Origin of the sequence: Alteromonas sp. BMJM2, from assembly GCF_027257845.1 — a bacterium.
GTDB lineage: Bacteria > Pseudomonadota > Gammaproteobacteria > Enterobacterales > Alteromonadaceae > Alteromonas.
The window spans coordinates 142,934-169,929 of the sequence record NZ_JAPVOT010000008.1 but is presented as its reverse complement, the minus strand read 5'-3'; the positions used below and the strand labels follow the sequence as shown (position 1 = coordinate 169,929).

19 protein-coding genes are annotated in these 26,996 nt (G+C 44.3%); 18 read left to right on the top strand and 1 reads right to left on the bottom strand.

The window, feature by feature from the left end; genetic code table 11:
* Positions 1-99: 99 nt before the first annotated feature.
* Positions 100-3,519: a S8 family serine peptidase gene (locus O9X84_RS10985; protein WP_269519797.1), complete on the bottom strand. Its 3,420-nt coding sequence runs from the start codon at positions 3,517-3,519 to the stop codon at positions 100-102.
* A 521-nt stretch (positions 3,520-4,040) separates the two neighbouring features.
* Here O9X84_RS10985 and O9X84_RS10980 point away from each other — a divergent pair.
* From O9X84_RS10980 to O9X84_RS10895, 18 genes are all read left to right on the top strand, one after another.
* Entirely contained in the window at positions 4,041-5,228 is a 1,188-nt protein-coding gene (locus O9X84_RS10980; protein ID WP_269519796.1) for a thiamine pyrophosphate-dependent dehydrogenase E1 component subunit alpha, read from the top strand.
* Entirely contained in the window at positions 5,228-6,205 is a 978-nt protein-coding gene (locus tag O9X84_RS10975; protein WP_269519795.1) for an alpha-ketoacid dehydrogenase subunit beta, read from the top strand. Before O9X84_RS10980 ends, O9X84_RS10975 begins: the two co-directional genes overlap by 1 nt.
* Before the next feature lie 17 nt (positions 6,206-6,222).
* The gene (locus O9X84_RS10970) at positions 6,223-7,986 is read left to right on the top strand and encodes a dihydrolipoyllysine-residue acetyltransferase (RefSeq protein ID WP_269519794.1); all 1,764 of its coding nucleotides are present in this window, start codon (positions 6,223-6,225) and stop codon (positions 7,984-7,986) included.
* 224 nt (positions 7,987-8,210) lie between these two features.
* Positions 8,211-9,062: a 23S rRNA (adenine(2030)-N(6))-methyltransferase RlmJ gene (locus O9X84_RS10965; protein WP_269519793.1), complete on the top strand. Its 852-nt coding sequence runs from the start codon at positions 8,211-8,213 to the stop codon at positions 9,060-9,062.
* Positions 9,063-9,064: 2 nt separating this feature from the next.
* Positions 9,065-10,918, top strand: a complete 1,854-nt coding sequence (locus O9X84_RS10960; RefSeq protein ID WP_269519792.1) for a protein kinase domain-containing protein — start codon at positions 9,065-9,067, stop codon at positions 10,916-10,918.
* A complete protein-coding gene (locus tag O9X84_RS10955; protein WP_163106322.1) occupies positions 10,911-11,771 on the top strand; it encodes an acyl-CoA thioesterase in 861 nt (286 codons plus the stop codon). The genes O9X84_RS10960 and O9X84_RS10955 overlap by 8 nt, the downstream gene beginning before the upstream one ends.
* 149 nt (positions 11,772-11,920) lie before the next feature.
* Positions 11,921-12,439, top strand: coding sequence for a gamma carbonic anhydrase family protein (locus O9X84_RS10950; RefSeq protein ID WP_269519789.1), 519 nt, complete (start codon positions 11,921-11,923; stop codon positions 12,437-12,439).
* Positions 12,440-13,088: 649 nt separating this feature from the next.
* Positions 13,089-14,168, top strand: a complete 1,080-nt coding sequence (locus tag O9X84_RS10945) for a pyridoxal-phosphate-dependent aminotransferase family protein (RefSeq protein ID WP_269519845.1) — start codon at positions 13,089-13,091, stop codon at positions 14,166-14,168.
* A gap of 394 nt (positions 14,169-14,562) precedes the next feature.
* Positions 14,563-15,309: an SIMPL domain-containing protein gene (locus O9X84_RS10940; protein WP_269519788.1), complete on the top strand. Its 747-nt coding sequence runs from the start codon at positions 14,563-14,565 to the stop codon at positions 15,307-15,309.
* 12 nt (positions 15,310-15,321) lie between these two features.
* Positions 15,322-15,780 (top strand): GAF domain-containing protein, encoded by a 459-nt coding sequence (locus O9X84_RS10935; protein WP_269519787.1) that lies wholly within the window; start codon positions 15,322-15,324, stop codon positions 15,778-15,780.
* Positions 15,777-16,067 carry a hypothetical protein gene (locus O9X84_RS10930; protein ID WP_032094124.1) on the top strand — a complete coding sequence of 97 codons (291 nt, stop codon included), beginning with the start codon at positions 15,777-15,779 and terminating at the stop codon, positions 16,065-16,067. The genes O9X84_RS10935 and O9X84_RS10930 overlap by 4 nt, the downstream gene beginning before the upstream one ends.
* Positions 16,068-16,083: 16 nt before the next feature.
* Entirely contained in the window at positions 16,084-16,752 is a 669-nt protein-coding gene (gene proQ, locus O9X84_RS10925; protein ID WP_269519786.1) for an RNA chaperone ProQ, read from the top strand.
* Between the two features lie 2 nt (positions 16,753-16,754).
* Entirely contained in the window at positions 16,755-18,797 is a 2,043-nt protein-coding gene (gene prc, locus O9X84_RS10920) for a carboxy terminal-processing peptidase (RefSeq protein ID WP_269519785.1), read from the top strand.
* 83 nt (positions 18,798-18,880) lie between these two features.
* Complete coding sequence (locus O9X84_RS10915) at positions 18,881-20,215, top strand: sodium-dependent transporter (RefSeq protein WP_269519784.1); 1,335 nt, start codon at positions 18,881-18,883, stop codon at positions 20,213-20,215.
* Between the two features lie 83 nt (positions 20,216-20,298).
* Positions 20,299-21,774, top strand: coding sequence for a Na+/H+ antiporter NhaC (gene nhaC / locus O9X84_RS10910; RefSeq protein ID WP_269519783.1), 1,476 nt, complete (start codon positions 20,299-20,301; stop codon positions 21,772-21,774).
* Positions 21,775-21,805: 31 nt separating this feature from the next.
* Positions 21,806-24,418 (top strand): aminopeptidase N, encoded by a 2,613-nt coding sequence (gene pepN / locus O9X84_RS10905; protein ID WP_269519782.1) that lies wholly within the window; start codon positions 21,806-21,808, stop codon positions 24,416-24,418.
* Positions 24,405-24,647, top strand: coding sequence for a DUF2835 family protein (locus O9X84_RS10900; protein ID WP_269519781.1), 243 nt, complete (start codon positions 24,405-24,407; stop codon positions 24,645-24,647). Before pepN ends, O9X84_RS10900 begins: the two co-directional genes overlap by 14 nt.
* A 273-nt stretch (positions 24,648-24,920) precedes the next feature.
* Positions 24,921-26,984, top strand: a complete 2,064-nt coding sequence (locus O9X84_RS10895; RefSeq protein WP_269519780.1) for a DUF1302 domain-containing protein — start codon at positions 24,921-24,923, stop codon at positions 26,982-26,984.
* The last annotated feature ends 12 nt before the right edge of the window (positions 26,985-26,996 follow it).

Below are 26,996 nucleotides of genomic sequence, written 5' to 3'. Positions count from 1 at the left end.
CTCATTAAACATCAACTCAAACATTGACCTGTACTTGTAGAGTTTGCGCAAAAAAAAGCCCCTTTGAAAAAGGGGCTTTTTAATTTTAGCTACATAAAATTATTTAAAACGTCTACGTAGGTAAATTGCTGGTAGAAGTAACAAGCTCAACCAACCGGTAGAACCGCCACCAGTAGAACGAGGTTCTGGAGCAGGCGGTGGTGGAGCAGGTTGCTCACTCACTTCGTCAGCTAGGTTATTAACCGATACTGTAATTTCAGCCGGCTCAGAGATTTTTCCAGATGTATCAATTGCCACTACTTCCATAGTAACGCTCTCGAATCCGGCATCAAAATCCAACAGAGAACTATCTGCTACCGTGATGGTACCATCACGAGAAACAGACAGTGCAATCGAGCTAGAAGACTGAACGAAGAACTCTGATACTGGGCTTGTAATACCATCTACGTCTGACGCTTCAATAGTACCGACAACCGTACCTGTTTCCGTGTTTTCATCAACGTCAAAAGACTGCGCTTCAATCGTTGGTGCATTTCCACCGTCTACAGGTATTGTTGTTGCAACAGCACCGTCAGCACCTAAGAATGTGAAACCGCCTGTTCCTACACCACTTAAGAACGCTGATTGGCCTGGTTCTAGAGTCGCTACCGCTTCACCGCTTGCATCTACTACTGTAGGTGCGCCAAGAAGTGGGAACGAGTAATTAGAGATTACCAAGTCTTCGTCGTATGCTACAGATGGGAAGAAGTCAAAAGCACTGTTCTCAACACGGAAGGCAACAGTTGCACTCGCATTGCCAAGGTCAGCAATAGTTAGACCTAACGCGTCCGCACAGCTTACCATGCTTAATACGTTTGAGCCTGGCTCGTGAATTGTGCCAAACAACTGACCAGATAACGCACCAAATGGGCGAGTGAAGGTAAGTACGGCAGTAGAGTCTCTACCAAATGCTGACTCATTAAGAGTTTGCGCAGTAAAGTCAAAAACGCCATCGCCATCAACATCCACGTCCATGAAGAAACCAGCTGAATGCAATGATGCCACTGGGTCGCGCATGGTGATGTTAGTAAATACGATTGCACCTGCTTCACAGGTTTCAGCAGGTACTGATGCGTACTCAAGTGACGTGCTTACAATATCAAATTGCTTGTCAGCATCTACACCGCTATCAATCATGGTAGCAACAAGTGCAGTGTCAAAGTCAACAGAACCAGTATTAGTTACGGTACGTAAAACACCGTCTTCAGTTAGTTCAGTACCTAGTTCTACCGAGCCGTACGCTTTCGGCAATACGTGGTAAACAAGGTGCATTGTTTCTTCGGCTTCATCAGTGAACATAAGTGCACCGTCGAACTCCACCGATGTTAGCTCTGCAGTTCCATCTGGGCTGCCAGCTACTGTGCTGTCTAATGTCCACTCTGGAAGCTTAGTTGGGTCAATAGTCGCCACAACATCAAATGTGACTGTTTGACCAGCAGGTACCGTTAATGTACTTGGATATTCCATCGTAAGCGCGCCAGTCTCTGCATCATTGGCGAAGCGAGCTTCATCTGCCAATGTGTAAGTTTTAGACTCGCCAGAGAAGTTTTTAACCGTCACTGTTTTAGTAATAGACGCTGTTTCGTTAAGACCAAGAAGGCCAAACGCTAGAGCAGCTTGCTTAGTAGAAGAGTCCCATGCCGCAGTAGCAGACATCGACGCTTTTTCTACATCAACAAGACCCGCACCGATGTAACTAATTGGGGCAAGTTCAGCTTCTGGGTTCGTTGAGCGTGGCTCAAGCGTAACGTCAAGGTTCGCATAGTTCATCAGCGTTGCTTTAAGCTCGAACGCATTACGGTTAGGGAACACTTCCGCTAGCATAGCTAAAGCACCAGCCGTAATTGGGCTTGAGAACGATGTACCACTGATAGGAGACGTACCGTCGCCTGTACCAACAGCCGCAGTATCAATCGCGGTACCCGGCGCAGTAATTTCAGGTTTAAGCAACCCGTCTACTGATGGACCGCGTGAAGTAAAGGTCGCAATCGCGCCAGGCTTAGCGACAAGAACTGAATCGAATGCAAACATTGCACTGCCAGCTTCAATTGATGCTTTAAGCGCGTCGCCATCTTCTTTCGAAATCATTACCGAGTTGATGCCAATTGGCTCAGCTGGCGTACCGCCCATAACGAAAGCGCCATCGCCTTCAATGTTGTTTGCTACAATAACAAACGCAGCACCAGCAGCTTCAGCATTGGCTACTTTAGTGGTAAACCCACACGCACCGCGATCAATTAAAACGACTTGGTCGGTAAGGTCGGCCGCATATTCAACACAACCTGTAGCATTAGTTTCCGGCTCTGCATATACAATTGGCGTTGTGCTATCAATTGAGAACTCTGGCTCAGGATTAAATGCCGAGCCAACAGCTACAATTGCAGTTTCGCCTAGCGAGGCTGAAATATCTTGTTCTTCCGTTGTAGGGTGAGTCATCGCGCCTACAGAAAGTGCATTGGTGGTAGTACTCGGGCCACCAACGATAAACGGAGTAGGGCCATCGTTACCAGCAGAAATGGCAACTACAACACCAAGCTCGACCGCTTTGTCGATTAGCTCGCCAACAGCGCCACCACGGTTAGTACCGAAATCACCACCAAGAGACATGTTAATAACATCTACACGGTCAGAAATGTCGCCGTCGCCATTTGGATCCATTGCCGCTTCAAGGCCGGCTAACTGAGCCGCACCTGGACAGTTTTCGGCACATACTGAGTATGCATAAACCTGTGCGTCAGGAGAAACACCCAAAACAGAATGCGCTACGTGCGTTCCGTGGTTGTTGTTATCCATTGGATCTGGGTCGCCATTAAAGAAGTCGAAACCACCAATAACATTACCGATAGGCCACGCAGGTGTATCAGCAAGGTCAGCAGATGCTTCGTTGAAAGCTTCGATAGTACCCGGGCCGCCAACAGCAGCATGCGTATAATCTAGACCTGAATCGAGGATGGCAACACGAACACCTTGACCACTTGCAACATTACCAGTCACTAAGCTTGTTGCGTTGATATATTCTGCACTGTCAGCGATGTGAAGTTCTGAATTTACAACAGGCAAAACACTTTCTACGCCGCTAAGGGTTTTGATTTTAGCGATGTCCTGTGAAGAACCATCGATAACCAAACCTGCAACCAAGTTAGTTGTTCTAGATTTAAACGATACATTCAAACCTAAAGATTCAATTTGTGCCTGCAGTATATCAAGGCCCGTATTTGCGTTGTAAACAGCATCTGTTGGGTTAGAAAGGTTAGATAATCCAGTGCGATTTGCCAGCGCTACGTCTGCTACCGATGTAGCAGTAGAACTTTTCGCTTTAACAAGCCATGTTGTTCCAGCTTTCGCTAGTGCAGATTGTTCAACGGTTGCATTTTTCTCGAAACCCTTAGTAAGGGCATCTAAATCGAATCTGTCATTCGCCGCAGCAGTTGTGGCAGATAAAGCCACCAATATTGCAGCGCTTAAAGTTGTTTTTTTCATAGTTCATCTCTTGTGGTTTTATTCCCCGATGCCTCGATGATTGTGCTTTTATTTTTGTTAAGCTGGCAAATCGACATTGCCTCTCTCATCAAGACACTACAATTATTAGCACACTTGTCACATGAATGTCATGAGTGTTTCAAAATTAAATACATTACATATTTTGTTACATTTACAGCGAGCACGATTTTCGAATAAAATAAAAATAATTTTGCGAAGTTTTCGCTATCAGGTGCGCAAGTTTCGTAACTAAATTACACATTTCGGCTTTGGCAAATGTTTCTTTTCCGACACCTATCTGTTCATTAAATAGAATTATATTTCTCATTAATGTCACAATTTTTACAACGAATTTACCTTTGTAGGATAGATATCCTATCCTGAGCTGGTTTAGTAGTTCAGGCTCTTCATCTTGCAAACAAATTCATTTCTAATGAGGAATACACTTCCTCATTGTTTCTACTACCATCTTTTACAACGATAGATATTGCTATTAGCCCTCAAATATAAGAGGAAAAATTGTGAAAGATAGAAATCATCTCGCAGATGTAAAAACCGTATCCAACGTACAAATAATAAAAAATGGTGTGGTCGACATCCCAATGCTTCAGATCTTATCTGCTGAAGGAAGTGTCATCGATGGCGCAGTGGAACCCACACTGACAAAAGAAGAATCACTAAAAATTTATGACACGATGGAATACATTCGTGTCTTAGATGAGAGAATGGTTGGTGCGCAGCGCCAGGGTCGTATTAGTTTTTATCTTGCCAGTACCGGCGAGGAAGCTGCGTCGGTAGCAAGCGCGGCAGCGCTGTCGCCAGACGATATGATCATGTCGCAGTACAGAGAGCAGGGCGCATTAGCCTATCGTGGTTACACAACAAACCAATTCATGAACCAAATGTTCAGCAATAAAGACGACCCAAACAAAGGTCGTCAAATGCCCATTCACTATGGTGACAAAGCGCTGAACTTCATGACTATCTCATCACCCCTTGGTACCCAGATCCCACAGGCATCGGGTTATGCTTACGGGCAGAAGATGTCTGGAAAAGACGTTGTTACCATCTGCTATTTTGGTGAAGGTGCTGCATCTGAGGGTGATTTCCACGCCGGTTTGAATATGGCTGCGGTCTTAAACTGCCCAGTTATATTCTTCTGCCGTAATAATGGATACGCCATTTCCACACCTGCTGAAGAGCAATTTGCCGGTGACGGAATAGCGTCTCGTGGTCTTGGTTATGGCATTAAAACTATTCGCGTTGATGGTAATGATCCGCTGGCAGTTTACGCTGCAACGAAAGAAGCTAGGGTCCTTGCTATTGCAGAGAAGTGTCCCGTGCTCATTGAAGCTATGACATACCGCCTTGCTGCACACTCCACGTCTGACGACCCAACGGGTTATCGCTCAAGAGACGAAGAAGACAAATGGCGCGCCAAAGACCCAATTACCCGAATGGCCAATTGGCTTGAAGGGAAGGGATGGTTTGATGAGAAAGAAAATGACAAGCGCGTGGAAAAAGCGAGACAAGACGTGCTTGCAGCTATGAAGGCGTGTGAAAAAACAGATGTGTGTGATATCGACGACATCATCGAAGATGTATACGACACCCCACCTTGGCATCTGAAAGAACAGTTAGCCTCATTAAAGGCACATATAAAGAAATATCCTCAGAGATACCCTAAAACAGCGGGGAGAGTGAAATAATGGCTAAAATGAATTTACTACAAGCAATCAATAACGCCCTCATTACAGCCATGACCGATGACGAAAAAGTAATGGTGTTTGGCGAAGATGTTGGCCACTTTGGCGGTGTTTTTCGCGCAACAAGCCACTTACAAGAAAAGTTCGGTAAAGGTAGATGTTTCAACACGCCATTAACCGAGCAAGGAATTATCGGATTTGCGAATGGATTAGCGTCACAGGGCTCAGTACCGGTAGCAGAAATTCAATTCGGCGATTATATTTTTCCCGCATTCGATCAAATTGTGAATGAAACAGCGAAGTGGCGATACCGCTCAGGTAGCCAGTTTGATGTTGGTTCGTTGACCATTCGCACTCCCTACGGTGGCGGCATTGCAGGCGGTTTGTATCATAGTCAATCTCCGGAAGCGTTTTTTGCCCACTGCCCAGGCCTTAAAATTGTGGTACCAAGAGACCCTTACCATGCAAAAGGGTTACTGCTTGCCTCTATAAGAGACAAAAACCCGGTTCTGTTTATGGAGCCGAAGCGCCTTTACAGAGCGTCTGTGGCCGATGTTCCTGAAGAAGATTATGAACTGCCTCTTGGTAAAGCCGATATTGTGCAAGAAGGTAACGACATAACGTTGCTAGGATGGGGTGCTCAAATAGAGATTTTGCAAAAAGCGGCAGATATGGCACTAGAAGATGGTGTGTCATGTGAAATTGTTGACTTAAGAAGCATATTGCCATGGGATGTGGAAACCGTCATGCAGTCAGCTAGGAAGACGGGACGTTTGCTGATTAACCACGAAGCACCACTTACAGGCGGTTTTGCCAGTGAAATTGCAGCAAGTATTCAAGAGCGTTGTTTTTTATACCTAGAAGCGCCGATTGCACGGGTGTGCGGTTTAGATACGCCATACCCACTGGCTCATGAAAAAGAATATATGCCAGACGAAACTAAAACGTACGAAGCTATTAAGCGTACGCTTCATTATTAATGACGGGAGAAGTAGCAATGACAATTGAATTTATTTTACCCGACATTGGTGAAGGTATCGTTGAATGCGAACTGTTGGAGTGGTTGGTTAGCGAAGGTGAACACATTGAAGAAGACCAGCCAGTAGCCGAAGTGATGACGGATAAGGCAACAGTACAAATTCCTGCTATGCATGCTGGCGTAGTGGAAAAGTTGCATTATGCTGTTGGTGAAATAGCAAAAGTGCACGAGCCGCTATTCTCTATGAAGCCAGACGTTTCTGATGCAGGCGCAGCTGAAACTGAAACAGATATTGCTGAAACAGATATTGCTGAAACAGACATCGCAGAACGAGACGCGCCCCAGACAAAAAGTAGCAATTCAACAACTTCAAATGCGTCATCTCATTCATCGACTATCGAAGACTTTATCCTTCCCGATATTGGTGAGGGGATTGTTGAATGTGAAATTGTTAAATGGAATGTGCAAGAAGGCGACAGCATTGAAGAAGATCAGGCCGTTGTTGAGGTGATGACTGATAAAGCTGTAGTGGAAATTCCTGCCAAAAATGCGGGTATCGTTCATAAACTTTATTATGCACAGGGTGAAATTGCTGCAGTACACAGCCCACTTTTCGCGCTGTCTGTTGAGGGCGCTGAAGGCAGCGTTAGAGGACCAGAGCAAGCACCAATCGACGCCAAGGCATCAGACTCTAACAGTGCAGCTAGCGCCAAACCGACGTCTTCGAATGCTAATGCACAAAGCGGCAGTAAAGCAGTCGAACGAGAAAACGATATCAAATGGAAAGATGGTGACTTTGAGCCACCTGTTTCTATTCCAGGTAAAGTGCTAGCAAGTCCTGCGGTGCGTCGTATCGCCAGAGAGAAAGATATTGATTTGCTCAACGTATCGGGTTCGGGGAAAAAGGGGCGTATTTTAAAATCTGACGTACTTACTTCTGTTTTTGCGTCTGCTTCTGCGTCTTCTTCTGAGTCTTCTTCTAAGAGAGGCCAATCGGTGTCTGGTAAAGATGCTACGTCCAAAGCAGCGCCAGCGAAAGAGTCATCAACGAGTGCAGTTCAAAGCGCTGTTACGGGGGCAACTCGCGTGGAAAAAGTTCGCGGTATCCAATCTGCAATGGCGAAACAAATGGCAGCCTCTGTGTATACCATCCCACACTTTACGGTAAGTGATGAAGTGGTAATGGATAACCTCATTGCACTTCGCAAGAACCTCAAGCCCGAGTTTGAGAAGAAAGAGGTTAAACTTAGCTTCATGCCGTTTTTCGTCAAGGCCATGTCGCTAGCGCTTACTGAGTTTCCAGTCATCAACAGTCAGCTCAACGATGATGGTACTGAGCTCACCTATTTTGAAGACCACAATATTGGATTTGCTGTGGACTCGAAGATAGGGTTGTTAGTGCCCAATATTAAAGGGGTTCAGCATCTGTCGCTACTCAATATTGCCGTGCAAATGCAGGAAATTATTGACCAAGCAAGAGCAGGGCGAGTATCCGGTGAGCACCTTAAAGGAGGTACCATCAGTATCTCAAATATCGGTGCGATTGGTGGGATCACAGCGACTCCTGTGATTAACAAACCGGAAGCAGCCATTGTAGCCTTGGGCAAAACCCAAAAATTGCCACGATTTGATGCCGACGATAACGTGATTGCTCAGCATATCATGGCGGTTAATTGGTCTGGCGATCACCGCATAATTGATGGCGCAACCATGGTTCGTTTCAATAACCTATGGATGAGCTACCTTACTTCTCCTGAAAAAATGCTTATGCATTTGAAATAGCTATTGTTTGAACGAGCTATCGTTTGTAAGAGCTAAGACAGCGTGACTAACGGAGTGCTCAGAAAGTGATGTCTTAAAAGGGCTAATTGGTATGTCAATTAGCCCTTTTTATTGCCTTTTTATCTAGCCCTTTTTTTAACCCCTGTTGGCTTAGGAATGTACTCGGTTAACACGAGAGGTTATTATGGCATTACAGAGTTATCAAAAATCGATGTAGAGGTTTTGTGTTAAGTTATCAACATGCATTTCACGCGGGCAATCACGCCGACGTTATTAAACACTTGTGCTGGTTAGGCGTAATAAAAGCGCTTAAGAAAAAAGACAAGCCCTTTACCCTCTATGACTCCCATGCAGGTGCCGGTTTATACGACTTTACCGATTCGCTATCTGCGAAGAATAAAGAGTATGAAACTGGTGTGTCGAGTTTAAGCAATGTGTCAGCAAGTTGTGAACTACTCAATGATTACATTACGCTATGCAAACGATTTGTAGACAAAGATGCCTACCCAGGCTCTCCCATCATCAGTGCCGAATTAAAGCGGGACCACGACGTACTTCATGCTATGGAACTTCATCCCGCAGAGTATGCCAAGCTTGAGGCTAATTTTGCTGCCTATGCAGGGCATCACTCACACTGTCACAAGCGAGACGGATTCGAAGGCCTAATAGCGCTTACCCCTCCAAAGCCAAATAGAGGGGCGATATTAATAGACCCGCCTTACGAGAGAGCCAACGAATACGACGATGTGATAACCGGTATCGAGGGCGTTTTAAAGCGATGGCAACAGGCCCAAATAGTGGTGTGGTATCCGCTACTGTCTGAGCGTGCAGGGGCAAAACACGGTGCTAGTGAACGTATGTGCGAAGCACTCAGTGCATTGGGAGCACCTTGCTTTAAAGCTGAAATGCTGGTAGCTGAAAATACCCATGATGCAGGTATGTATGGTTCAGGAATAATGGTGATAAACCCACCCTGGCAGCTTGATACCACACTGAGTGCAGCTATGAATGAGGTAACAAGTTACATTGGTGAAAACAGCACATGTAGACTTATTTGGGTTAACGAAGATAATTAATCATGTCCCAACTCAAAGGTCTTAAGCACTTTTATATACCCGACGAACAGTCTATTTACTTGCTGTCCCATGCAGATGCTAAAAAGTTAAAAGACTGGGTGAGTCTGTGTATGGCCGAGCTTAAAAGCCTAGGTTATATCAATATTGAACTGTTAGGAAAAGGCGCCTTTGGTTTTGCCTTCTCTGGTACATCGCCCAACGGCGAACAACGGGTATTTAAATTTTCTCGGATCACGCTTCCCCAACATATTCGAGAACGATTAGAAGAAGAAGCGTTCATGTTGTCTCATGTAAAGCATGAATTTGTCCCTCGCTTTATTGAATATCAACAGATTAAAAAACAGTCCATTCTGGTGATGGCCCAAGCACCAGGAGAGGACCTTGAAAAGGTGAGCCTTCGATTAGGCCCCTTACCGCCGCGAGTAATTGTTAAAATTGCGGTGCAACTTGGTCAGCTACTGTTTCATTTTAGGCATTTTGTCGACAAGGGGCTGGAAAAACCCATCGTACATGGCGACATTAAGCCGTCAAACTTGGTGTGGGACGCCGAAAACGAGTGTATTGGTCTTATCGACTGGGGCTCGTCGGTGTTCGCCCAAACTGACGCGTCAGGGCAATTCATTACCAATAACGTTATGGATTTAATGTCGGGGGAGCTTCAACAAACTAACGCTCGTCTTGGGGATGTGTATTTTATCGGTGAAGAGCAACTTAACGGCGCTTTATCCACCCCTCGCTTTGATGAGCAGGGGCTAGCCAGTACGCTATATGCACTGGCATCTGGGCAATCTTGCCGTTATGGCAGTAAAGTTATTACACCTTCTTCCTTAGGACTGCCTAAAATGCTGGCTGATATACTCACCTACATGTTAGATGAAGATGCGACCAAAAGAAGGCAGGGGGGAGACTATTTTTTTAAGCATCTTCATGTGCTGAAAAATATGGTGTTTTCCGAGGATAAAGATACTGCTTACACGGCGCTTATTCCTACCTGGGTTCACCAAACGAGCCAAGATATTGAGACGGTGGTTTACAGTTCCAGAAAATCGTATCTTCGTCAGCAAGCGGCCCTTGAAAGTGAAGAGTTGCGGTATATTGATGACGCCCAGTTTGATCGATATTACAAAAACTACCTTCAAGGTATGGGAGATACTGAAAAAGCGTTTGTTTCTGCTATCAGCCGTTTAGGTCGCTACCCCGTGGTCGGGGGAATGGCTGTCAGGTGGGAGCCGGAGGGTATCTATGTAGACTCTAGCTTGAATCTGCACGACCCAAACTTACGCCGTGCTTTTGAACAAGCCGTCAATAATGTAATTACTCTAGCGAGGGCCATTCACAAGCCAGCAGTATTTAAATGCTGTATGTTCAATGCGAAAAACACCGTACACATTGAACGTGATAATGAGCAACAAGACTTTATTCCGTCTAAGGCGCTACACATTCCGTACGAGTTATCAAAAGTGTCATTGTCAAAAGACGACAGCAGAACCCATTCTTACTTCGAAGATGGCGATGATCCCGATGAGTTACTTAAGCTGCCTGAAACCATTATCGACACTATCAAGGCGCTGAATGCGATTCATCATACGGGATGCATTATTTTTGAGGCTTTGCCCATGCACTTGAAAATTCATAATTACTATACGCTACTCGACCACAGTCAAGAAGATACCTTTAAGGCACTTCTTGAAAACTTAGTAGCGCAAATTCCGCTTATAAAAGGGTTAGGTATTTCAGGGTTTATGAAGTTACCCTATAAAGATACTCGCTTTTTTGAGCATAAGGTATCACTGCCTGAAAAGTATTATCCAAGAAATCCCAAAGCATTAAACCAAGAGAAAGAACAACATGTCTGACATAAAACTATCCTCGCTATTTGAGTTAGAAACTGTAGAAGCAGGTCTTTACCGAGGACAAAGCTGGGACCTAGGATTTAGAGCGCTTTTTGGTGGCCAAGTGCTTGGTCAGGCCCTCGCAGCAGCCTATGAAACTGTTGATAAAGACCGCGTTGCCCATTCGTTTCACACCTATTTTTTATTACCTGGCGATGCGAAAAAACCGGTAGTTTATGATGTTGAAATTGTCCGTGATGGCCGCAGCTTCTCTGCGAGAAGGGTGAAGGCTATTCAAGACGGTCGAAACATTTTTTATATGACGGCATCATTTCAAGTACCTCAAGAAGGCATGCATCATCAGGCGCCCGAAATGCCTGACGTGCCGCCACCTGAAGAGGTGCAGTCAGATATCGATTTTTACCAAGAGAATTTTAGTAAAATAGCGAGGCCAATGAGAGAGGCCCTGAGCTATCACAAACCGGTAGATATACGCACTATTAATGCGGCTAACTCTTATCAACCAGTAAAGCGTGACCCAACGCGCTATATATGGATGAAGGCGAGAGATCCCCTTGTTGGATCTTTGTCCGTTCATCAAGCTGCTGTTGCTTACGCGTCTGACTATCATTTTTTAAGTACATCACTACAACCGCATGGCGTCGCGGTAACCGACAAATCTCTGCGAATGGCAACCATTGACCATGCCATGTGGTTTCATCGCCCTGTGAACTTAAATGAATGGTTACTTTATGCCATGGACAGTCCTTTCAGTGGTGGTGCTCGTGGCTTAGTAAGAGGTCAAATTTTTACGCAGCAAGGCGAGCTTGTCGCCTCAACGTCTCAGGAAGGGTTGATGCGTCAAGTAGACGTGTAATTTTACAGGGCAAAAAGCACATTTACCATTTGCGTATCATCTATGAGTCAATCGACACGAAAAAAGAAGAACAGAACCTGGTTTGAAGCCTGCTTGGCTTTTAAAAGGGTATTCAAATGGTATTCAAAGGACACTTGAAGGAGAACAACATGCACTATTCATTGGGCGAATTAACGCCAACGGTTAACGAAAGTGTGTATATCGCACCTGGCGCTCATGTTATCGGTAACGTGAACCTTCAGCAGGGAAGCAGCGTGTGGTTTAACGCGGTTATTCGTGGCGATATGGATACAATTACGGTAGGAGAAGATACCAACATCCAAGATGGTAGTGTCCTGCACACTGATGCTGGTGTTCCTCTTACTCTTGGCAAAGGTGTTACCGTTGGTCATAAAGTGATGCTTCATGGTTGCACCATTGGTGATTACTCGTTAATTGGTATTAATGCAGTTGTTTTAAATGGGGCAAATATTGGAAAGTATTGCATTATTGGTGCAAACGCTTTAATCACCGAGAACATGGAAATACCGGATTATAGCTTGGTGGTTGGTTCACCTGGAAAAGTGGTTAAAACACTTGATGAGAGCGTCGCGTCAAAGCTAGAAGCTTCCGCTGCCCATTATCGAGGCAATGCGCAACACTATTTTAAGCACCTAACTGCTTTGTGATGCCACTCAGTTCCTGCGCATTAACTTCAGCTCGATAAAAAATAGATCTATAAAATTTAGATCCATAACAGTTCAGACGCATGAAGGCTTAAATTCATAAAACAGTTAGCCCAATAAAAAACGCCCAGAACAATCGTTCTGGGCCTAGGGGAATGGCTCATCTCTGAGCCGTGCGCTAACTTTTACAGGGAGAGATAATGTATGTATTAACGTTGTACCTTGAGTATAGAATAGCTTTGTGCATTTTATAAAAAAATTAACGGTTAATTTTTTGTGACACCGTTATTATAAAAATTTATTTAATAATAACAATGCATTACGAACCAATGCCTCTGGTTCGACCATTAAATTATTCCTATTTTTTGCACACCACCTACTAAGTTATAAGTGTGTTATCGATAGAAATTCCGTTATGTAGTGTCAAAATCTCCCTCCATTAAGTCTGAAATACCTCCATATTTTGAAAATGTTTAGCTAAAACTATATTCACAAGATTTATGTTGAATACAGATGGTTGTACCACATGACGAACCTTGTAGTATGTGGCTATGAATTAAAACTCCTGAATGTAAGAGGGGCTAATATGAAAGCATCTACAACGCCATTTACAAAATCATTATCAACATTTATTCCACCAGAGCGCACTTTAATGGGACCGGGCCCCTCTGATGTAAGCCCTCGGATTCTTAACGCCATGGCGCGTCCTACACTAGGACACCTTGACCCTTTGTTCATTGAGTTGATGGATGAAACCAAAAACTTACTGCAATACGCGTTTAAAACTGAAAATGCGCTAACAATGCCAATATCTGCCCCAGGCTCTGCTGGCATGGAAGCATGCTTTGTGAATCTTGTTGAGCCTGGAGATAAAGTCATTGTTTGCGTCAACGGTGTTTTCGGTTTGCGCATGGTTGAAAATGTAGAACGCTGCGGCGGCACTGCAATTACCATCCACAACACGTGGGGAGAGCAGACCGACCTTAATGCAGTAGAAGATGCGCTGAACGCCAATCCCGATGTAAAGGTAGTGGCATTTGTCCATGCAGAGACTTCAACAGGGGTGAGAAACGAAGCCAAATTGCTGTGTGAGCTTGCTCAGAAACATAACTGCTTAACTATTGTTGATGCTGTTACCTCGCTTGGCGGTATCGAACTCGATGTTGACGGCTGGGGAATAGACGCCATCTACTCAGGTTCGCAAAAGTGCCTCAGTTGCGTTCCCGGTATAGCGCCAGTGTCTTTCAGTGATAAAGCAGTTTCAGTGATTCAAAATAGACAAACAAAAGTGCAAAGCTGGTTTCTCGATATGAATTTGATCGTAGGGTATTGGGGCAAGGGCGCTAAACGTGCTTATCACCATACTGCACCGGTTAACAGTATGTACGCGATGTACGAATCGCTTCTCGTATTGAAAGAGGAAGGTCTTGAGAATGCGTGGCACAGACACGCAAGCGGACATGCAAAGCTTGCACAAGGTCTTGAAGAAATTGGTCTAGAGCTTGCGGTAAATAGCGATTTTAGATTGCCACAGCTCAACGTTGTACGAATACCCGAGGGTGTTGATGACGCTGCGGTACGCAGTCAGTTACTTAATGAGTTTAATTTAGAAATTGGCGCTGGTTTAGGAGAACATGCTGGAAAGGTATGGCGTATTGGTCTTATGGGATATGCCTGTAAACAGCGCAACATCGATCACTGTATCGCGTCGCTTAAAACCGTACTTAAGTAAAATGGCTATTTTAATCAACCATTAATACAGTCAACCCTAGAGCTGGCGGCACGATAGCTGCCCCAGCTTTATGTGTTAAAACTTAGCCTTTCCACCATAGTGCGATGCGTTTGGTTATCCCGTCTCAACTCCGAGCTTTTTCTTAACTAAAGCTGTAATTTCGACCATCTAAGTCTTTGAACACAGATTTATACTCACCTCAGTAGGCCTCGAGTCCGTCATGGTTTCTGTAGATTGAACGTGCTCCTTTTTCAAAATTTATTTCGTATCTAACGTTGCTCAACTCAGATGAATATAGAGTCTAAGTCTTGTTATCTATTCAACTAAGGTTCATATATGATGAGATAAACTGGATGCTTTACGCTAAACGCCAATTTCGATTTAAGGAACTGACATGCAAAACCTGCTTATATTCACCAAGACACTCATTGTTTCTGCGGCTCTGCTATATGGGTCGCAAAGCTATGCGCATTCCGAAACGAGCAGTGAGGCTAGCAAGGAAAGCGCATCGCCAGCAGCAAACACTGCATCGGGAACGATAACCGTACAAGGGGTTGGCGCTATTGATGTTACACCTAATGCTTACTCCGTTACCTTTATCGTTGAAGAACAAGGCTCAACGGTAACAAAGCTCAATGGGCAGCTTGAAAACGATTTAACATCTATCGTTAGTTTCTTATTAGAAGAGGGAATCGAAGAGCGTTATATTCAAAGTATGCAAGTACGTCTTTCTCCTCGATACACCAATACGCCGCAGGGTAGAGAACAAGATGGTTTTACACTGTCTAGAGAAATCGCCATTACCTCAACAGATTTAGAAAATTACGATCGTGTGCTTGATGGCGTACTCAAAAGAGGTGTTGATCGTATCCAACAATTCAATTTTATAAACATGGGTGAAGCCTCTGTCTATCAGAAAGCGTTGGTAACAGCGGTCGCTGATGCAAAGAATAGAGCACAGATGTTAGCAAAAGAATTAGGTGTAGAAGTGGGTGAAGTGGTTGCAATATCTGAATCTGGTGGCAATATGCCGATACCAGTTATGCGTGCCGATACGTTTGCAAAAGAAATGTCACTGTCTCTGCCAGGACAAGAAAGCGTAAACGCCCGTGTAAATGTTACGTTTACTATTAATCAATAACAGGGTCACCGTTTGAAACAACAATATAACCAGTTGATAAGCCAAGCGAAAAGCTTAGTGTCGGGCGAGCAGGACTTAATTGCCAACATGGCAAACATCAGTGCACTGCTGTTTAATGGTCTCGAAGATGTTAATTGGGCTGGTTTTTACCTATACAAAGACGAACAGCTTGTTCTTGGTCCTTTTCAGGGCCAGCCTGCCTGCATTCGAATTCCGATGGGTAAAGGTGTTTGCGGTACCAGTGCATCTACACAAACCGTTCAACGAATTGACGATGTTCACGGATTTGATGGCCACATAGCATGCGATGCGGCGTCAAATTCTGAAATCGTTGTTCCAATCGTGGTTAATAATGCACTAATCGGGGTACTAGATATTGATAGCCCAAACCACGCCCGTTTTACGCAAGATGATGAGGATGGCCTTGTCGAAATTGCGAAAATACTGATCGCGACTCAGCAAGCACTATGAAATCAAACGTCGATATTCATGTAGTATTATCTACATTCGAGGACATGGAAGACGTTCATGATGACCCAGATGAGGCATCTGAACGTTTAAACTTCATTCTTCACGGAATATATGATGCTGCTGAAGAGGATATAGAAACACAGCGTTTAGAGCAAATTTTGCACTACGCTTGGGAGTCTTGGCAACAAGATGCACATTTATTAGAAATTGATGACGACGAATTGCTCGATTGGGTTGACCACACGCTGGCAACTTGGGATGATGCAAATAACGATGAAATCTCCTGAATAATTTAGAAAGTTAATGGAATCAACAGAGAAGTTTACTACGAGTAAGGAAGTTATTGCTTTCCTTGCAGAGACCTTTCCAAAATGTTTTAGCATTGAAGGTGAGGCCCTCCCACTTAAGATTGGTATTTTTCAAGATCTTGCCCAACGGTTAGACGACGAAGAGCGCGTAAGTAAAACACTTTTACGCTCAACCCTTCGTCATTACACTAACAGCTGGCGTTACCTCTACAGCATTAAGGAAGGCGCTCACCGCGTTGACCTTGATGGTGAAAAGGGCGAAGCAATTGAGAAAGAACATTCAGATCATGCGCAAAAGCAACTCGAAGAGAGTAAAGCTAAGGCTGCTGAAAAACGTAAGGCAAAGCTAGCACAGCAGCCTACGCGTTCAGAAAAGCGTCAATTTAATCGTCCTAAAGGCGAAAAAACGGCTAATTCTGCGCAACCTGAGACAAAGCGCGGAACTAAAGCGAAGAATAGCAGACCAAATACTACACCACCTGCTAAGTTAACCGAAGATGACATGAAGCAAGGCACTCGCGTCACCGTGAAGTTAGGTAAAGAACCTATGCCAGCGGCTATCACCGAGATTGCTAAAGACGGTATTCATGTTCAACTTGATACAGGTATGGTGGTAAAAGTAAAAGCAGATGCTTTACGTTTGGCACGTTCCAAGAGGTCGTAAATATGAAAGATATCCTTCGAATTTCTATTGCTAGCGCTTTTTTGACGGTAGGCGTCGGTGCTGGTGCAGTTACATCAACACCTGACGTTGATGAGCTTCCTATCCTTCAACAGGAATCTCAGCACAGCGTGGCAGCTAAGAGAGTCAGTGCTTTATTCACTCGCGCTCACTACAAAGAAATTTCGTTGGATAATCTTCTATCAGCCCGCGTTTATCAGCGTTTTATCGAGTCTCTTGACCACAACAAGCAAGTGCTTCTATTAGACGATGTGGTGAGCTTCGAAAAGTATCGAGACTTGTTTGACGATGCGTTAGGTAAAGGTAATTTATCTATCGCTTATGACATGTATAACGTTACGGCAAGGCGCAGAGTAGAGCGTTATGAATATGCTCTAGCACTGCTAGACGACGGGCCTTTTGATTTTGCTAAAGAAAACGACAAGTTCTATTACGACAGAGAAGACGCCGATTGGGCGAAAGACACTGACGAACTTGACGAAATTTGGCGTCAGCGAGTTAAATACGATGCGCTGAACCTGATATTGGCGGATAAAACCTGGGAAGAAGCGAAAGAGCTACTTACTAAGCGTTATACCCGTGCAATAAAACGTACAAAGCAGGCGAAAAGCGAAGATGTTTTTCAAACTGCCATGAACGCGTTTGCAAGAACTATCGAAGCACATACGAGTTACCTTTCTCCTCGAAATGCAGACCGTTTCCAAATGGAAATGAACTTATCATTTGAAGGTATAGGTGCGGTACTGCAGAGCGAAGATGACTACACCATTATCAAGAGTGTAGTGCCAGGTGGTCCAGCAGATCAGTCTGGGGCAATCAAGCCAGAAGACAAAATTGTTGGTGTAGCTCAAGACGATGAAGAGTTTGTTGATGTTATTGGATGGAGACTCGACGAAGTTGTCGAGTTGATTAAAGGTCCAAAGGGCAGCTTGGTGCGCTTGCAAGTAGAGAAGGGCGCAACAGAATCAAAAACAACATCAGTAGTAAAGCTAACCAGAGATAAGATAAAACTGGAAGATAGAGCGGCAAAGTCTGAAGTGTATGTACCTGAGGAAGGTCCGCATTCAGGGCAGCCCTTAGGCGTTATTACCATTCCTAGTTTTTACAACAACCTAAGTGTTGACGTTGCAAAAGAAATTGAAGCGTTAAAGTCACAAAACGTGAAAGGCGTTATTGTCGACCTTCGCGGCAATGGCGGCGGTTCGTTAACAGAAGCAACATTGCTGTCTGGACTGTTCATTGAAAAAGGTCCCGTGGTTCAAATTCGATACGGACAATCTAAGATTAGCGTTAATCGTGACACCGATGGGAAAGTGGCTTATGACGGCCCACTGACTGTGCTTGTTGACCGTTACAGCGCATCAGCCTCAGAAATTTTTGCAGCAGCAATGCAAGACTACAATCGCGCCTTAATTGTTGGTGAGCAAACCTTCGGTAAAGGTACGGTTCAGCAGCATCGTGGCCTAGGTAAAATTTACGACCTGTACGACAACCCGTTAGGCAGCGTACAGTTTACTATTGCTAAGTTTTATCGAATTGATGGCGGCAGCACACAACATAAAGGTGTTATTCCCGATATTTTGTATCCCTCGGCTATCGAACCTGCAGAATGGGGCGAAAGTCAGGCTGATAACGCGCTTCCATGGGATAGCATTAACAGGGCTAACTACACTACGTTTGCTGACGGCCAATCTGCGTTAGACGTATTGTCAGCGAAGCACAGTAAACGAATTATGCAAAACCCCGAGTTTTCATACATTAATGATGACATCGAGGAATACAAAAAGAATAAAGACAAAGATTTCATATCACTGGTTAAGGCTGAAAGAGAAGCCAAGAAAAAAGAAGCTGAGGTAAAATCATTAGCACGCGCTAACGAACGCCTTCAGCGTCTAGGCTTAGAGCCGGTAACCGCGCTTGATGACCTTCCAGAAGACATGGAAGAGTTAGACCCGTTTTTAGACGAGGCAGCAAATATTACTTTCGATATGATTGAAACAGGCCGATACGCTATTACTACACATTAAGCGCTGTCGGAAAAGGGCTGGTCTAGGGCCAGCCCTTTTTTTGTGTCTATACAAATATTACAACAATAATAAAGGCAAATAACATGGCGATAAGAGGCGAGTTTTCTTCTCGAATAGGATTCGTGCTAGCGGCTGCAGGATCTGCGGTTGGACTTGGGAATATCTGGGGTTTCCCAACAAAAGTAGCAAGTAACGGTGGTGCTGCATTTGTACTCGTTTATTTATTACTGGCCTTTGTTCTTGCTTATCCTGTTTTAATGGCCGAGTTAATCATAGGGCGCAGTACACGCTCAAATATGGTCGACGCGCTGGGCAAAATATCAGGTAGTTATGTAGGTAGAGCAACCGGTATTTGGGGCTGTGTTACTGTTTCTCTTATTTTAGCCTTCTATGCCATTGTCGGTGGGTGGATGCTGGTTTACTTTGCTGACTCAGCGGTAAGACTAGTAGGACTGCAGTCTGCAAGCGATTGGCTGCTTACTTCTTCAGTTACGCGTAACGTTATTTTTTGTGCAATATTTATGATGCTAACTGCGTATATCGTCGTGGGTGGTGTTAAAGCCGGTATCGAGAAATGGTCTGTAAGATTAATGCCTACCTTGGTCATTCTTATACTAGCGCTAATCGTGTACGTTAGTATGCAACCTGGTGCAGGTGAAGGATGGAGTGCGTATTTAGTACCTGACTTCTCACGAGTACTCGACCCTGACTTGTTAATTAACGCAATGGGTCAAGCCTTCTTCTCAATGTCTTTGGGTGTGGGCACAATGTTGGTGTATGGCTCATACTTAAGTAAAAAAGAAAACCTGCCAACGATTGGCGCTTCGGTTGCACTGGTTGATATTGGTGTAGCGGTAATAGCAGGTATGCTTATCATTCCATCTATGTATGTAGCGCTAAACAATGGTGTAGAAATATTCACCCCAGAGGGAGCCTTAATTCAAGGCGACACGCTTATCTTTAAAGTACTTCCTGCATTATTTGATACTATTGGCACTGTAGGCGTATTGGTGTCATTTACTTTCTTCGCACTCATGGCGATTGCGGCGGTGACTTCTTCGATTTCAATGTTAGAAGTACCGGTAGCGTTCTTGGTAGAAAGTAAAGGCCTAAAGCGCGGCGCAGCAGTCGTGTTTATGACAGCGTTAATTTTTGTTTTAAGTTGCATCATAATTTTTAATTTTGAAATGTTGTTTGGCTTCGTTATTGCTTTGACAACAGAATATAGCCAACCATTGTTAGGTTTAACCCTATGTATATTTGCCGGTTGGGTGTGGCGCAGAGATGCCATTTTAGCTGAACTAAAAGAAGGCAATGAAAATGTAGAACACGGTTTATTTTGGAAGATTTGGCCATGGTATGTTCGCTTTGTCTGCCCTGTTATCATTGCGCTAATGTTTTATCGTTCTGTTTTTTAAATACTGCATTGTCAGCGAATCGATCCAACATGAGTAGTTCGCAAATTAAGTAGCTTTCAAAAAGGTTTATTAAAATAATAACAATGACTAATAAAGAGTTAAAAACACCTTCACTTCTCGATGCATTAATACCTATTGTTGCGCTAGTTCTCATGATGGGAACAGCCGTATATCTGTTTGAAGACAATTCGTCTTATGGCCCCAATCAAATAGCACTATTATTGGCTATGGGTATGGCAGCCATTATTGGCATGAAAAACGGCTACAGCTGGAAGATAATAGAAAAAGGCATAGTCGATGGCATTTCAATGTCATTGGGTGCATGTTTAATATTACTAGCTGTTGGGTCCTTAATTGGCACATGGATGCTATCGGGAACGGTACCTACACTCATTTACTTTGGACTTGAGTTACTTAACCCTTCATTTTTCTATGCCGCGACGTGTTTAATATGTGCTGTGGTTGCCATGAGTATAGGCAGTTCGTGGACAACTGCAGCTACCGTGGGTGTTGCGTTAATGGGCGTTTCAGCGGGTATGGAAATGTCAGCGGCTATCACTGCGGGGGCGGTGGTGTCTGGTGCCTATTTCGGTGATAAAATCTCCCCTCTTTCTGAAACCACTAACTTAGCGCCAGCAGTAGCAGGTACCGATCTTTTCGACCACATTCGCTACATGCTCTGGACCACAATCCCAAGTTTCGTTATTGCGCTTATACTTTTTACTGTTATTGGCTTTAGCGAAGTGGGTGAGGCGAAAGCTGAGCGCATTGAGCAAATGCAGCAACTGTTAAATGAGTCCTTTAATCTTGGTTGGCACCTTCTTGTTCCACTTATTGTATTGCTTACATTAGCAATTAAAAAAATGCCAGCGTTCCCAGCGGTATTTATTGGAGCCTTACTCGGTGGAATCTGGGCTGTTATATTTCAATGGGATGTTGTTGCTGCAATGGCTAATGCCGACGACACGGCAAGTATTGGTGCATTAAAAGTAGTATGGACAGCTTTGTTTGACGGTGTGAGCTTTTCAACGCCGGATGAGAATTTAAATAGCTTATTATCTAGAGGCGGCATGTCCTCTATGCTCAATACAATATGGCTAATAATATGTGCGATGTCTTTTGGCGCTGTGCTGGAGCGAGTCGGGCTACTCAAACGTGCTGTGACCACTATTTTACTGGGCGCTAAATCTGCTGGTGATATGGTAAGTCGAACCATCATGACGTGCTTCGCGACAAACTTAGTCACTGCCGATCAGTATATTGCTATTGTAATGCCTGGCCGCATGTATAAAGAAGAATATGCTAAAAGAGGGTTAGACCAACTAAATCTATCACGCAGTTTAGAAGATGGCGGTACGCTTACATCACCACTTATTCCTTGGAACACTTGCGGTGCCTATATGCATAGCGTGCTCCTAGTGAATCCTTTTGATTACATTTTCTACGCGTTCTTTAATTTAATTAACCCATTTCTTGCTATCGTTTACGCCTATTTGGGAATTAAAATTTTGCGTATAACGCCGCCAACATTTGAAACGAAAAGCGAAGGGTCCGTATAAACATTATATAGACGCTTCATTAAGGAGTTCTATGTCAGTTCAAATTAAACGCCGAGCGGATTACATGCCGCCGGCTTTTGCTATATCTACCGTCGATTTACACATCACACTTCATCCAACTGAAACTCGTGTACTTAGTTCTCTTCGTATAAGTAGGCAGGGCAGTCATCAAGAGCCTTTGGTTTTAGACGGCGACAACCTTCCCGTTAACAAACTTACTATTGATGGTATCGAACTGTCACAAAAAAGTGATAGCACCCCAGGCTACCTGCTTGATAATTCATCGTTGACTGTTCCCGTTGAGAGCGATGAATTTACGCTCGAGATTGAAACCACGATAGCCCCCGAGCACAATAAAGCACTAGAGGGTTTATATCTTTCTGGCGGTGCTTACTGCACGCAGTGTGAGGCAGAAGGATTTAGACGTATTACCTTCTTTATGGACCGCCCTGATGTGCTGTCGGTTTACACGGTAACCGTAGTGGGTGATACATCGTTTCCTATGTTACTTTCCAACGGTAACCCCATTGACAAAGGGCAGTTAAGTAACGGCCAACATTTTGTTAAATGGCACGACCCACATCCGAAGCCGTGTTATCTCTTTGCCCTAGTGGCAGGCGACTTTGACATGCTCTCTGATTCGTTTACCACAGCTAGCGGTAAAGAGATTGCGCTAGAACTTTATGTGGATAAGGGAAAGCAAAGCCAAGGTACGTTTGCTCTTGAGTCGTTAAAACGCGCAATGAAATGGGATGAAGACGTCTTTGGTTTAGAATATGACCTCGATATTTATATGATAGTGGCGGTAGACTTTTTCAATATGGGCGCCATGGAAAACAAGGGCCTTAATGTATTTAACAGTAAGTTTGTTTTGGCCGACCAAAACACGGCTACCGACGATGACTTCTTTAATGTGGAAGCGGTTATTGCCCATGAATATTTTCATAACTGGACCGGGAACCGAGTCACCTGTCGAGATTGGTTTCAACTTAGCTTGAAAGAGGGGCTTACGGTATTTAGAGATCAGCAGTTTAGCGCTGATATGACGTCAGAACTTAGCAATCGTATTAAGCATGTGCGCGTAATGCGCGAACACCAGTTTGCCGAAGACGCAAGCGCAATGAGCCACCCTATACGACCCGATGAAGTGATAGAGATGAATAATTTCTACACGGTAACGGTGTACGATAAAGGTGCCGAGGTTATTCGTATGTTCCACACACTGCTTGGCCCAGATGGGTTTAGAAAAGGTATGGATGAATACTTTAAACGCCATGATGGGCAAGCTGTAACCTGTGATGACTTCGTCTCTGCTATGCAATCGGCAACGTCATTAGATCTCAGCCAGTTTGCACGTTGGTATAGTCAATCTGGTACTCCCATTATCAGTGTAAAGCAGAGTAAGCTCGACGATGGCAAGCATAGCATTACATTATCTCAACATACGCCGGCCACCTCTGAGCAGAGTGAAAAGCACCCGTTATATTTGCCAATCAACATAGAAGTGATGGACGAAGACGGAATGCAGTACACCGACAATGAAGCCATTATTAATGATGGAATGATCATTTTAGATAAAGAATCGGTGTCTTTCACCATCGATGCGCCAAACAAAACATTGACACCGGTGGTATTAGGCAACTTTTCAGCCCCTGCAAAAGTGAATAACGAGTTACCAACTACCTCGTTATTAACCATTTTCAAATATGGCAAAGATGCATTTAATCGCTGGGATGCGATGCAGTCTATCTACAATCGCTGTATCAGTGAATTAGAAAGTGTTCCTAACAAATCTATCGATGACGATATTTGGGCGGGCATAAGAGAAGCCATTGCACGTGAGCAAGATAACGTTGAGCTACTTGGCGAATGTCTGGTTATTCCTTCATTTGAAACGCTCTGCCAGTCTAGAACATCGATAAATGTTGAAACCTTAAGTGCCGCTCGAAAGGCATTTTGTTCTCAATTTGCACAACATCTCGAGTCATCATTGCTTAGCGTATTTAATAACATTGGAAGTGCACCGTATGCTTACAATCAGAATGCAGTGAATCAGCGACGTTGTAAGAATGTTGTTCTTGCACACTTGGCGCGGTTACCGCAGCACGAAAGCCTTGTTATTGAGCAATTTGAACAAGCAGATAACATGACCGACACGCTGGGAGCGTTGCGAAGCGCACAGTTTTGTGAGCGTGACACCTTTGATTCGCTCATGGCGAAGTTCGAGCAAAAGTGGAGTAACGACCCGCTTGTATTGGACAAATGGTTTGCGCTACACGCTACGCAAGCATCTAAGGATATCTTCGCTACAATAACGATGTTGTGTGAACACCCTCAGTTTACTATGAGTAATCCCAATCGAGTTCGCTCAGTTATTGGTAGCTTCGCGTTTTATAATAGCGAGATGTTTCATGCATTAGACGGAAGCGGCTATAAATTTGTTACTGATTATTTGCTTAAACTCGATGCGTTAAATCCACAGGTTGCAGCACGTATCGTAACGCCGCTAACCCAATGGCAGGGGTTCGCTGTTGAACATCAAACCCTAATGAAAGAACAGCTAGGTCGTTTGCTTAATCATAAAGGGTTGAGCAAAGATGTGTTTGAAAAAGTGAGCAAGAGTCTTGCTTATGGCGCAGATTGAACCTACAGATAGCGTATTTTATTTTTCAATAAATGTGCCTTACACTCAGTGTGAGGCGCTTTACTCGTCTGCAATACCAAATGTTGTCATGATGGCTGAGTCTGGTGTTCGGGTGCAGGTTCCTACTAACCGTTTACGCCAATTCATTACCTCAGATGGAGTAAAGGGACGGTTTCGTATGATTGTAGATCAAAATAATAAAATCAGGACGATAGAACGCATTAGGTAGGTAGAAATGTTAGGTCGTATTAATTTTACGCCTCAAAAGACTTACAAATGGACGATTTCTACTCACTTTTAAGCTAAATTTTGTGCACAGGTATAAATGCCTTTTATACTCGGCATAAAGCAATAACTATTTGATACGATTAATGTTGTAAAAGTTGTTAACTGGTAGGATTAGTTCTTGCGGTTCTGGTGAAATGATGTAATGATTTTGTTAATCGTTATGGATGGTCATGATGTCGGGCATGCACACGCGTCGACTTGGGAGTATAAAAATATGAAAAACAGGCCTAGCGCTTTCAAAATTTCACCAATTGCCGCAGGGGTTCTCACTCTGCTAGGAGCTGCAGCAGTTCCTGCTCACGCCGCAAATTGGCAAGTAGGTGATGTAAATATAACGTTAGATTCAACGTTCTCGCTTGCGACAAGTATTCGTACAGAAGCGAGAGACTATGATTTAATTGGTAACAGCAACCATCCTCAATTTGACTGGTCCGGTTATCACGCAGCTTTCAACCCACTTTACCCTAGTGGTGACGTATGGGGATTGGCCGACGGTGGTTATTCTACCAATGGCGATCTAGGTAATTTGGCCCACGATCCAGGCGACGCATTCGCCACACAGATTTCAGGTACTCACGAACTGGACATTAATTTCGGTGATTACGGCTTCTTTGCTCGCGGATTTTGGTTCTATGATTTTGAGCAAATGGACGGTGACCGCCCTTATTCAAACCCTATAACGGGTAACCAGTACGACCTATGTCAGGATCCAGAGGCGGAAGACTTACTGTGTGCTGACGTACGTTTATACGATGCTTTTTTCTACGGCGATTGGTGGTTAGGCGATAAGCCACTTACGTTGCGAGTTGGACGTCAGGTAATCAGTTGGGGTGAAAGTACGTTTATCCAGCATGGTATAAACACCACCAACCCCGTTGACGTCACTCGTGCTCGCGCACCTGGCGCCGAGCTAAGAGAAGTATTTTTACCTGTTGGTATGGTATACGCGTCATTAGGCTTAACGCCTGACGTAAGTATATCGGGGTACTATCAATACGAGTTCCAGCGCAGTTGGCTACCTGTTTCAGGCAGTTATTTTGCCGGTAACGACTTTGCGGGAGACGGCGGTCAACGCCAGAATATCCAACTAGGTTTCAGTGGTAACCCAGATATTGATCTAGAGCACTTACTATCTGCACTAAACGGTTTTGGCGATTTATTGGATGCTGGCGCAAATCCAGCTGATATTTCTCAAGCCTATCTAGCGTATCCAACTAAGGTTGCAATACGTGGCTTTGGGGACGACCCGCACAACGAAGCAGATGACCAAGGTCAGTACGGTTTACGTTTAACGGTATTCTCACCAGAGATAAACGAAACAGAATTCAGTTTTTACCATATAAACTATCACAGCCAGCGTCCGCTTATCTCAGGTGTTACGTCAGACTTCACACAAGCTGGCATTGGCGCTGACCTTGCATTTATTGCTGAGAACGAAATAACGCGCGATAACATCACAGATTTACGTGCGTTTACCAAATCTGAATTTTTCTACCCTGAAGACATCAAACTGTATGGTATGAGCTTCAACACAAACATTGGCACAACGGCATTGGCCGGTGAATTTGCTTACCGTGTTGATGAGCCGCTTCAAATAGACGACGTTGAATTACTTTACATGGGCATGCCAGAACAGCTTGCTAATGCTGGTTTGCGTCCTGACCTTGCAGGAATTTCTCAGCTAAACAACATCGGAAGAGCAGTAGGTCCGGGTGAAACCGCCCAAGGCTTCATTTTCTCTGATACATGGCAAATGCAGTTTACTGCGTCTCACGTATTTGGTCCTAAATTTGGCGCTGATAACTTTGTTTTACTCGGCGAGGCAGGGTATGTAAACGTTGTTGATATGCCAGATCCAAACGTGGTGAGACTGAATGCACCTGGCACAGCGAGAACACCTTCATTGGAGCCGACTCCAACAGGTAATACACGACAAGGTCTACACCAAGCGCTATCAGATGGACCGGAAACCAATCCGTTTGCCACTGATGACGCATGGGGCTACCGATTACTCGCTGTTGCCGATTATAATTCGATTTATGCCGGTATGAACCTGCGTGTTCGTGCAACGTTTTCACATGATGTAGAGGGCACCACACCTGATCCTCTATTCCTTTTCACAGAAGATGTTAAGTCTGCTGCTTTATCAATGACATTCGACTACTTAAGCAAGTGGTCTGCTACGGCGTCATACAGCGCGTTCTGGGGAGGCATTGGTACAACTAATGCTCTTGCAGACAGAGACTTTGTGTCATTTAACGTCAAATATGCAATCTAAAGAGTGGTACTT

Bases quoted from the DNA above. Each gene is read 5' to 3' on its own strand.
- O9X84_RS10985 (WP_269519797.1), bottom strand. From the start codon at position 3,519: ATGAAAAAAACAACTTTAAGCGCTGCAATATTGGTGGCTTTATCTGCC.
- O9X84_RS10975 (WP_269519795.1), top strand. From the start codon at position 5,228: ATGGCTAAAATGAATTTACTACAAGCAATCAATAACGCCCTCATTACA.
- O9X84_RS10970 (WP_269519794.1), top strand. From the start codon at position 6,223: ATGACAATTGAATTTATTTTACCCGACATTGGTGAAGGTATCGTTGAA.
- O9X84_RS10960 (WP_269519792.1), top strand. From the start codon at position 9,065: ATGTCCCAACTCAAAGGTCTTAAGCACTTTTATATACCCGACGAACAG.
- O9X84_RS10955 (WP_163106322.1), top strand. From the start codon at position 10,911: ATGTCTGACATAAAACTATCCTCGCTATTTGAGTTAGAAACTGTAGAA.
- O9X84_RS10950 (WP_269519789.1), top strand. From the start codon at position 11,921: ATGCACTATTCATTGGGCGAATTAACGCCAACGGTTAACGAAAGTGTG.
- O9X84_RS10945 (WP_269519845.1), top strand. From the start codon at position 13,089: ATGGGACCGGGCCCCTCTGATGTAAGCCCTCGGATTCTTAACGCCATG.
- O9X84_RS10940 (WP_269519788.1), top strand. From the start codon at position 14,563: ATGCAAAACCTGCTTATATTCACCAAGACACTCATTGTTTCTGCGGCT.
- O9X84_RS10930 (WP_032094124.1), top strand. From the start codon at position 15,777: ATGAAATCAAACGTCGATATTCATGTAGTATTATCTACATTCGAGGAC.
- proQ (WP_269519786.1), top strand. From the start codon at position 16,084: ATGGAATCAACAGAGAAGTTTACTACGAGTAAGGAAGTTATTGCTTTC.
- prc (WP_269519785.1), top strand. From the start codon at position 16,755: ATGAAAGATATCCTTCGAATTTCTATTGCTAGCGCTTTTTTGACGGTA.
- O9X84_RS10915 (WP_269519784.1), top strand. From the start codon at position 18,881: ATGGCGATAAGAGGCGAGTTTTCTTCTCGAATAGGATTCGTGCTAGCG.
- nhaC (WP_269519783.1), top strand. From the start codon at position 20,299: ATGACTAATAAAGAGTTAAAAACACCTTCACTTCTCGATGCATTAATA.
- pepN (WP_269519782.1), top strand. From the start codon at position 21,806: ATGTCAGTTCAAATTAAACGCCGAGCGGATTACATGCCGCCGGCTTTT.
- O9X84_RS10900 (WP_269519781.1), top strand. From the start codon at position 24,405: ATGGCGCAGATTGAACCTACAGATAGCGTATTTTATTTTTCAATAAAT.
- O9X84_RS10895 (WP_269519780.1), top strand. From the start codon at position 24,921: ATGAAAAACAGGCCTAGCGCTTTCAAAATTTCACCAATTGCCGCAGGG.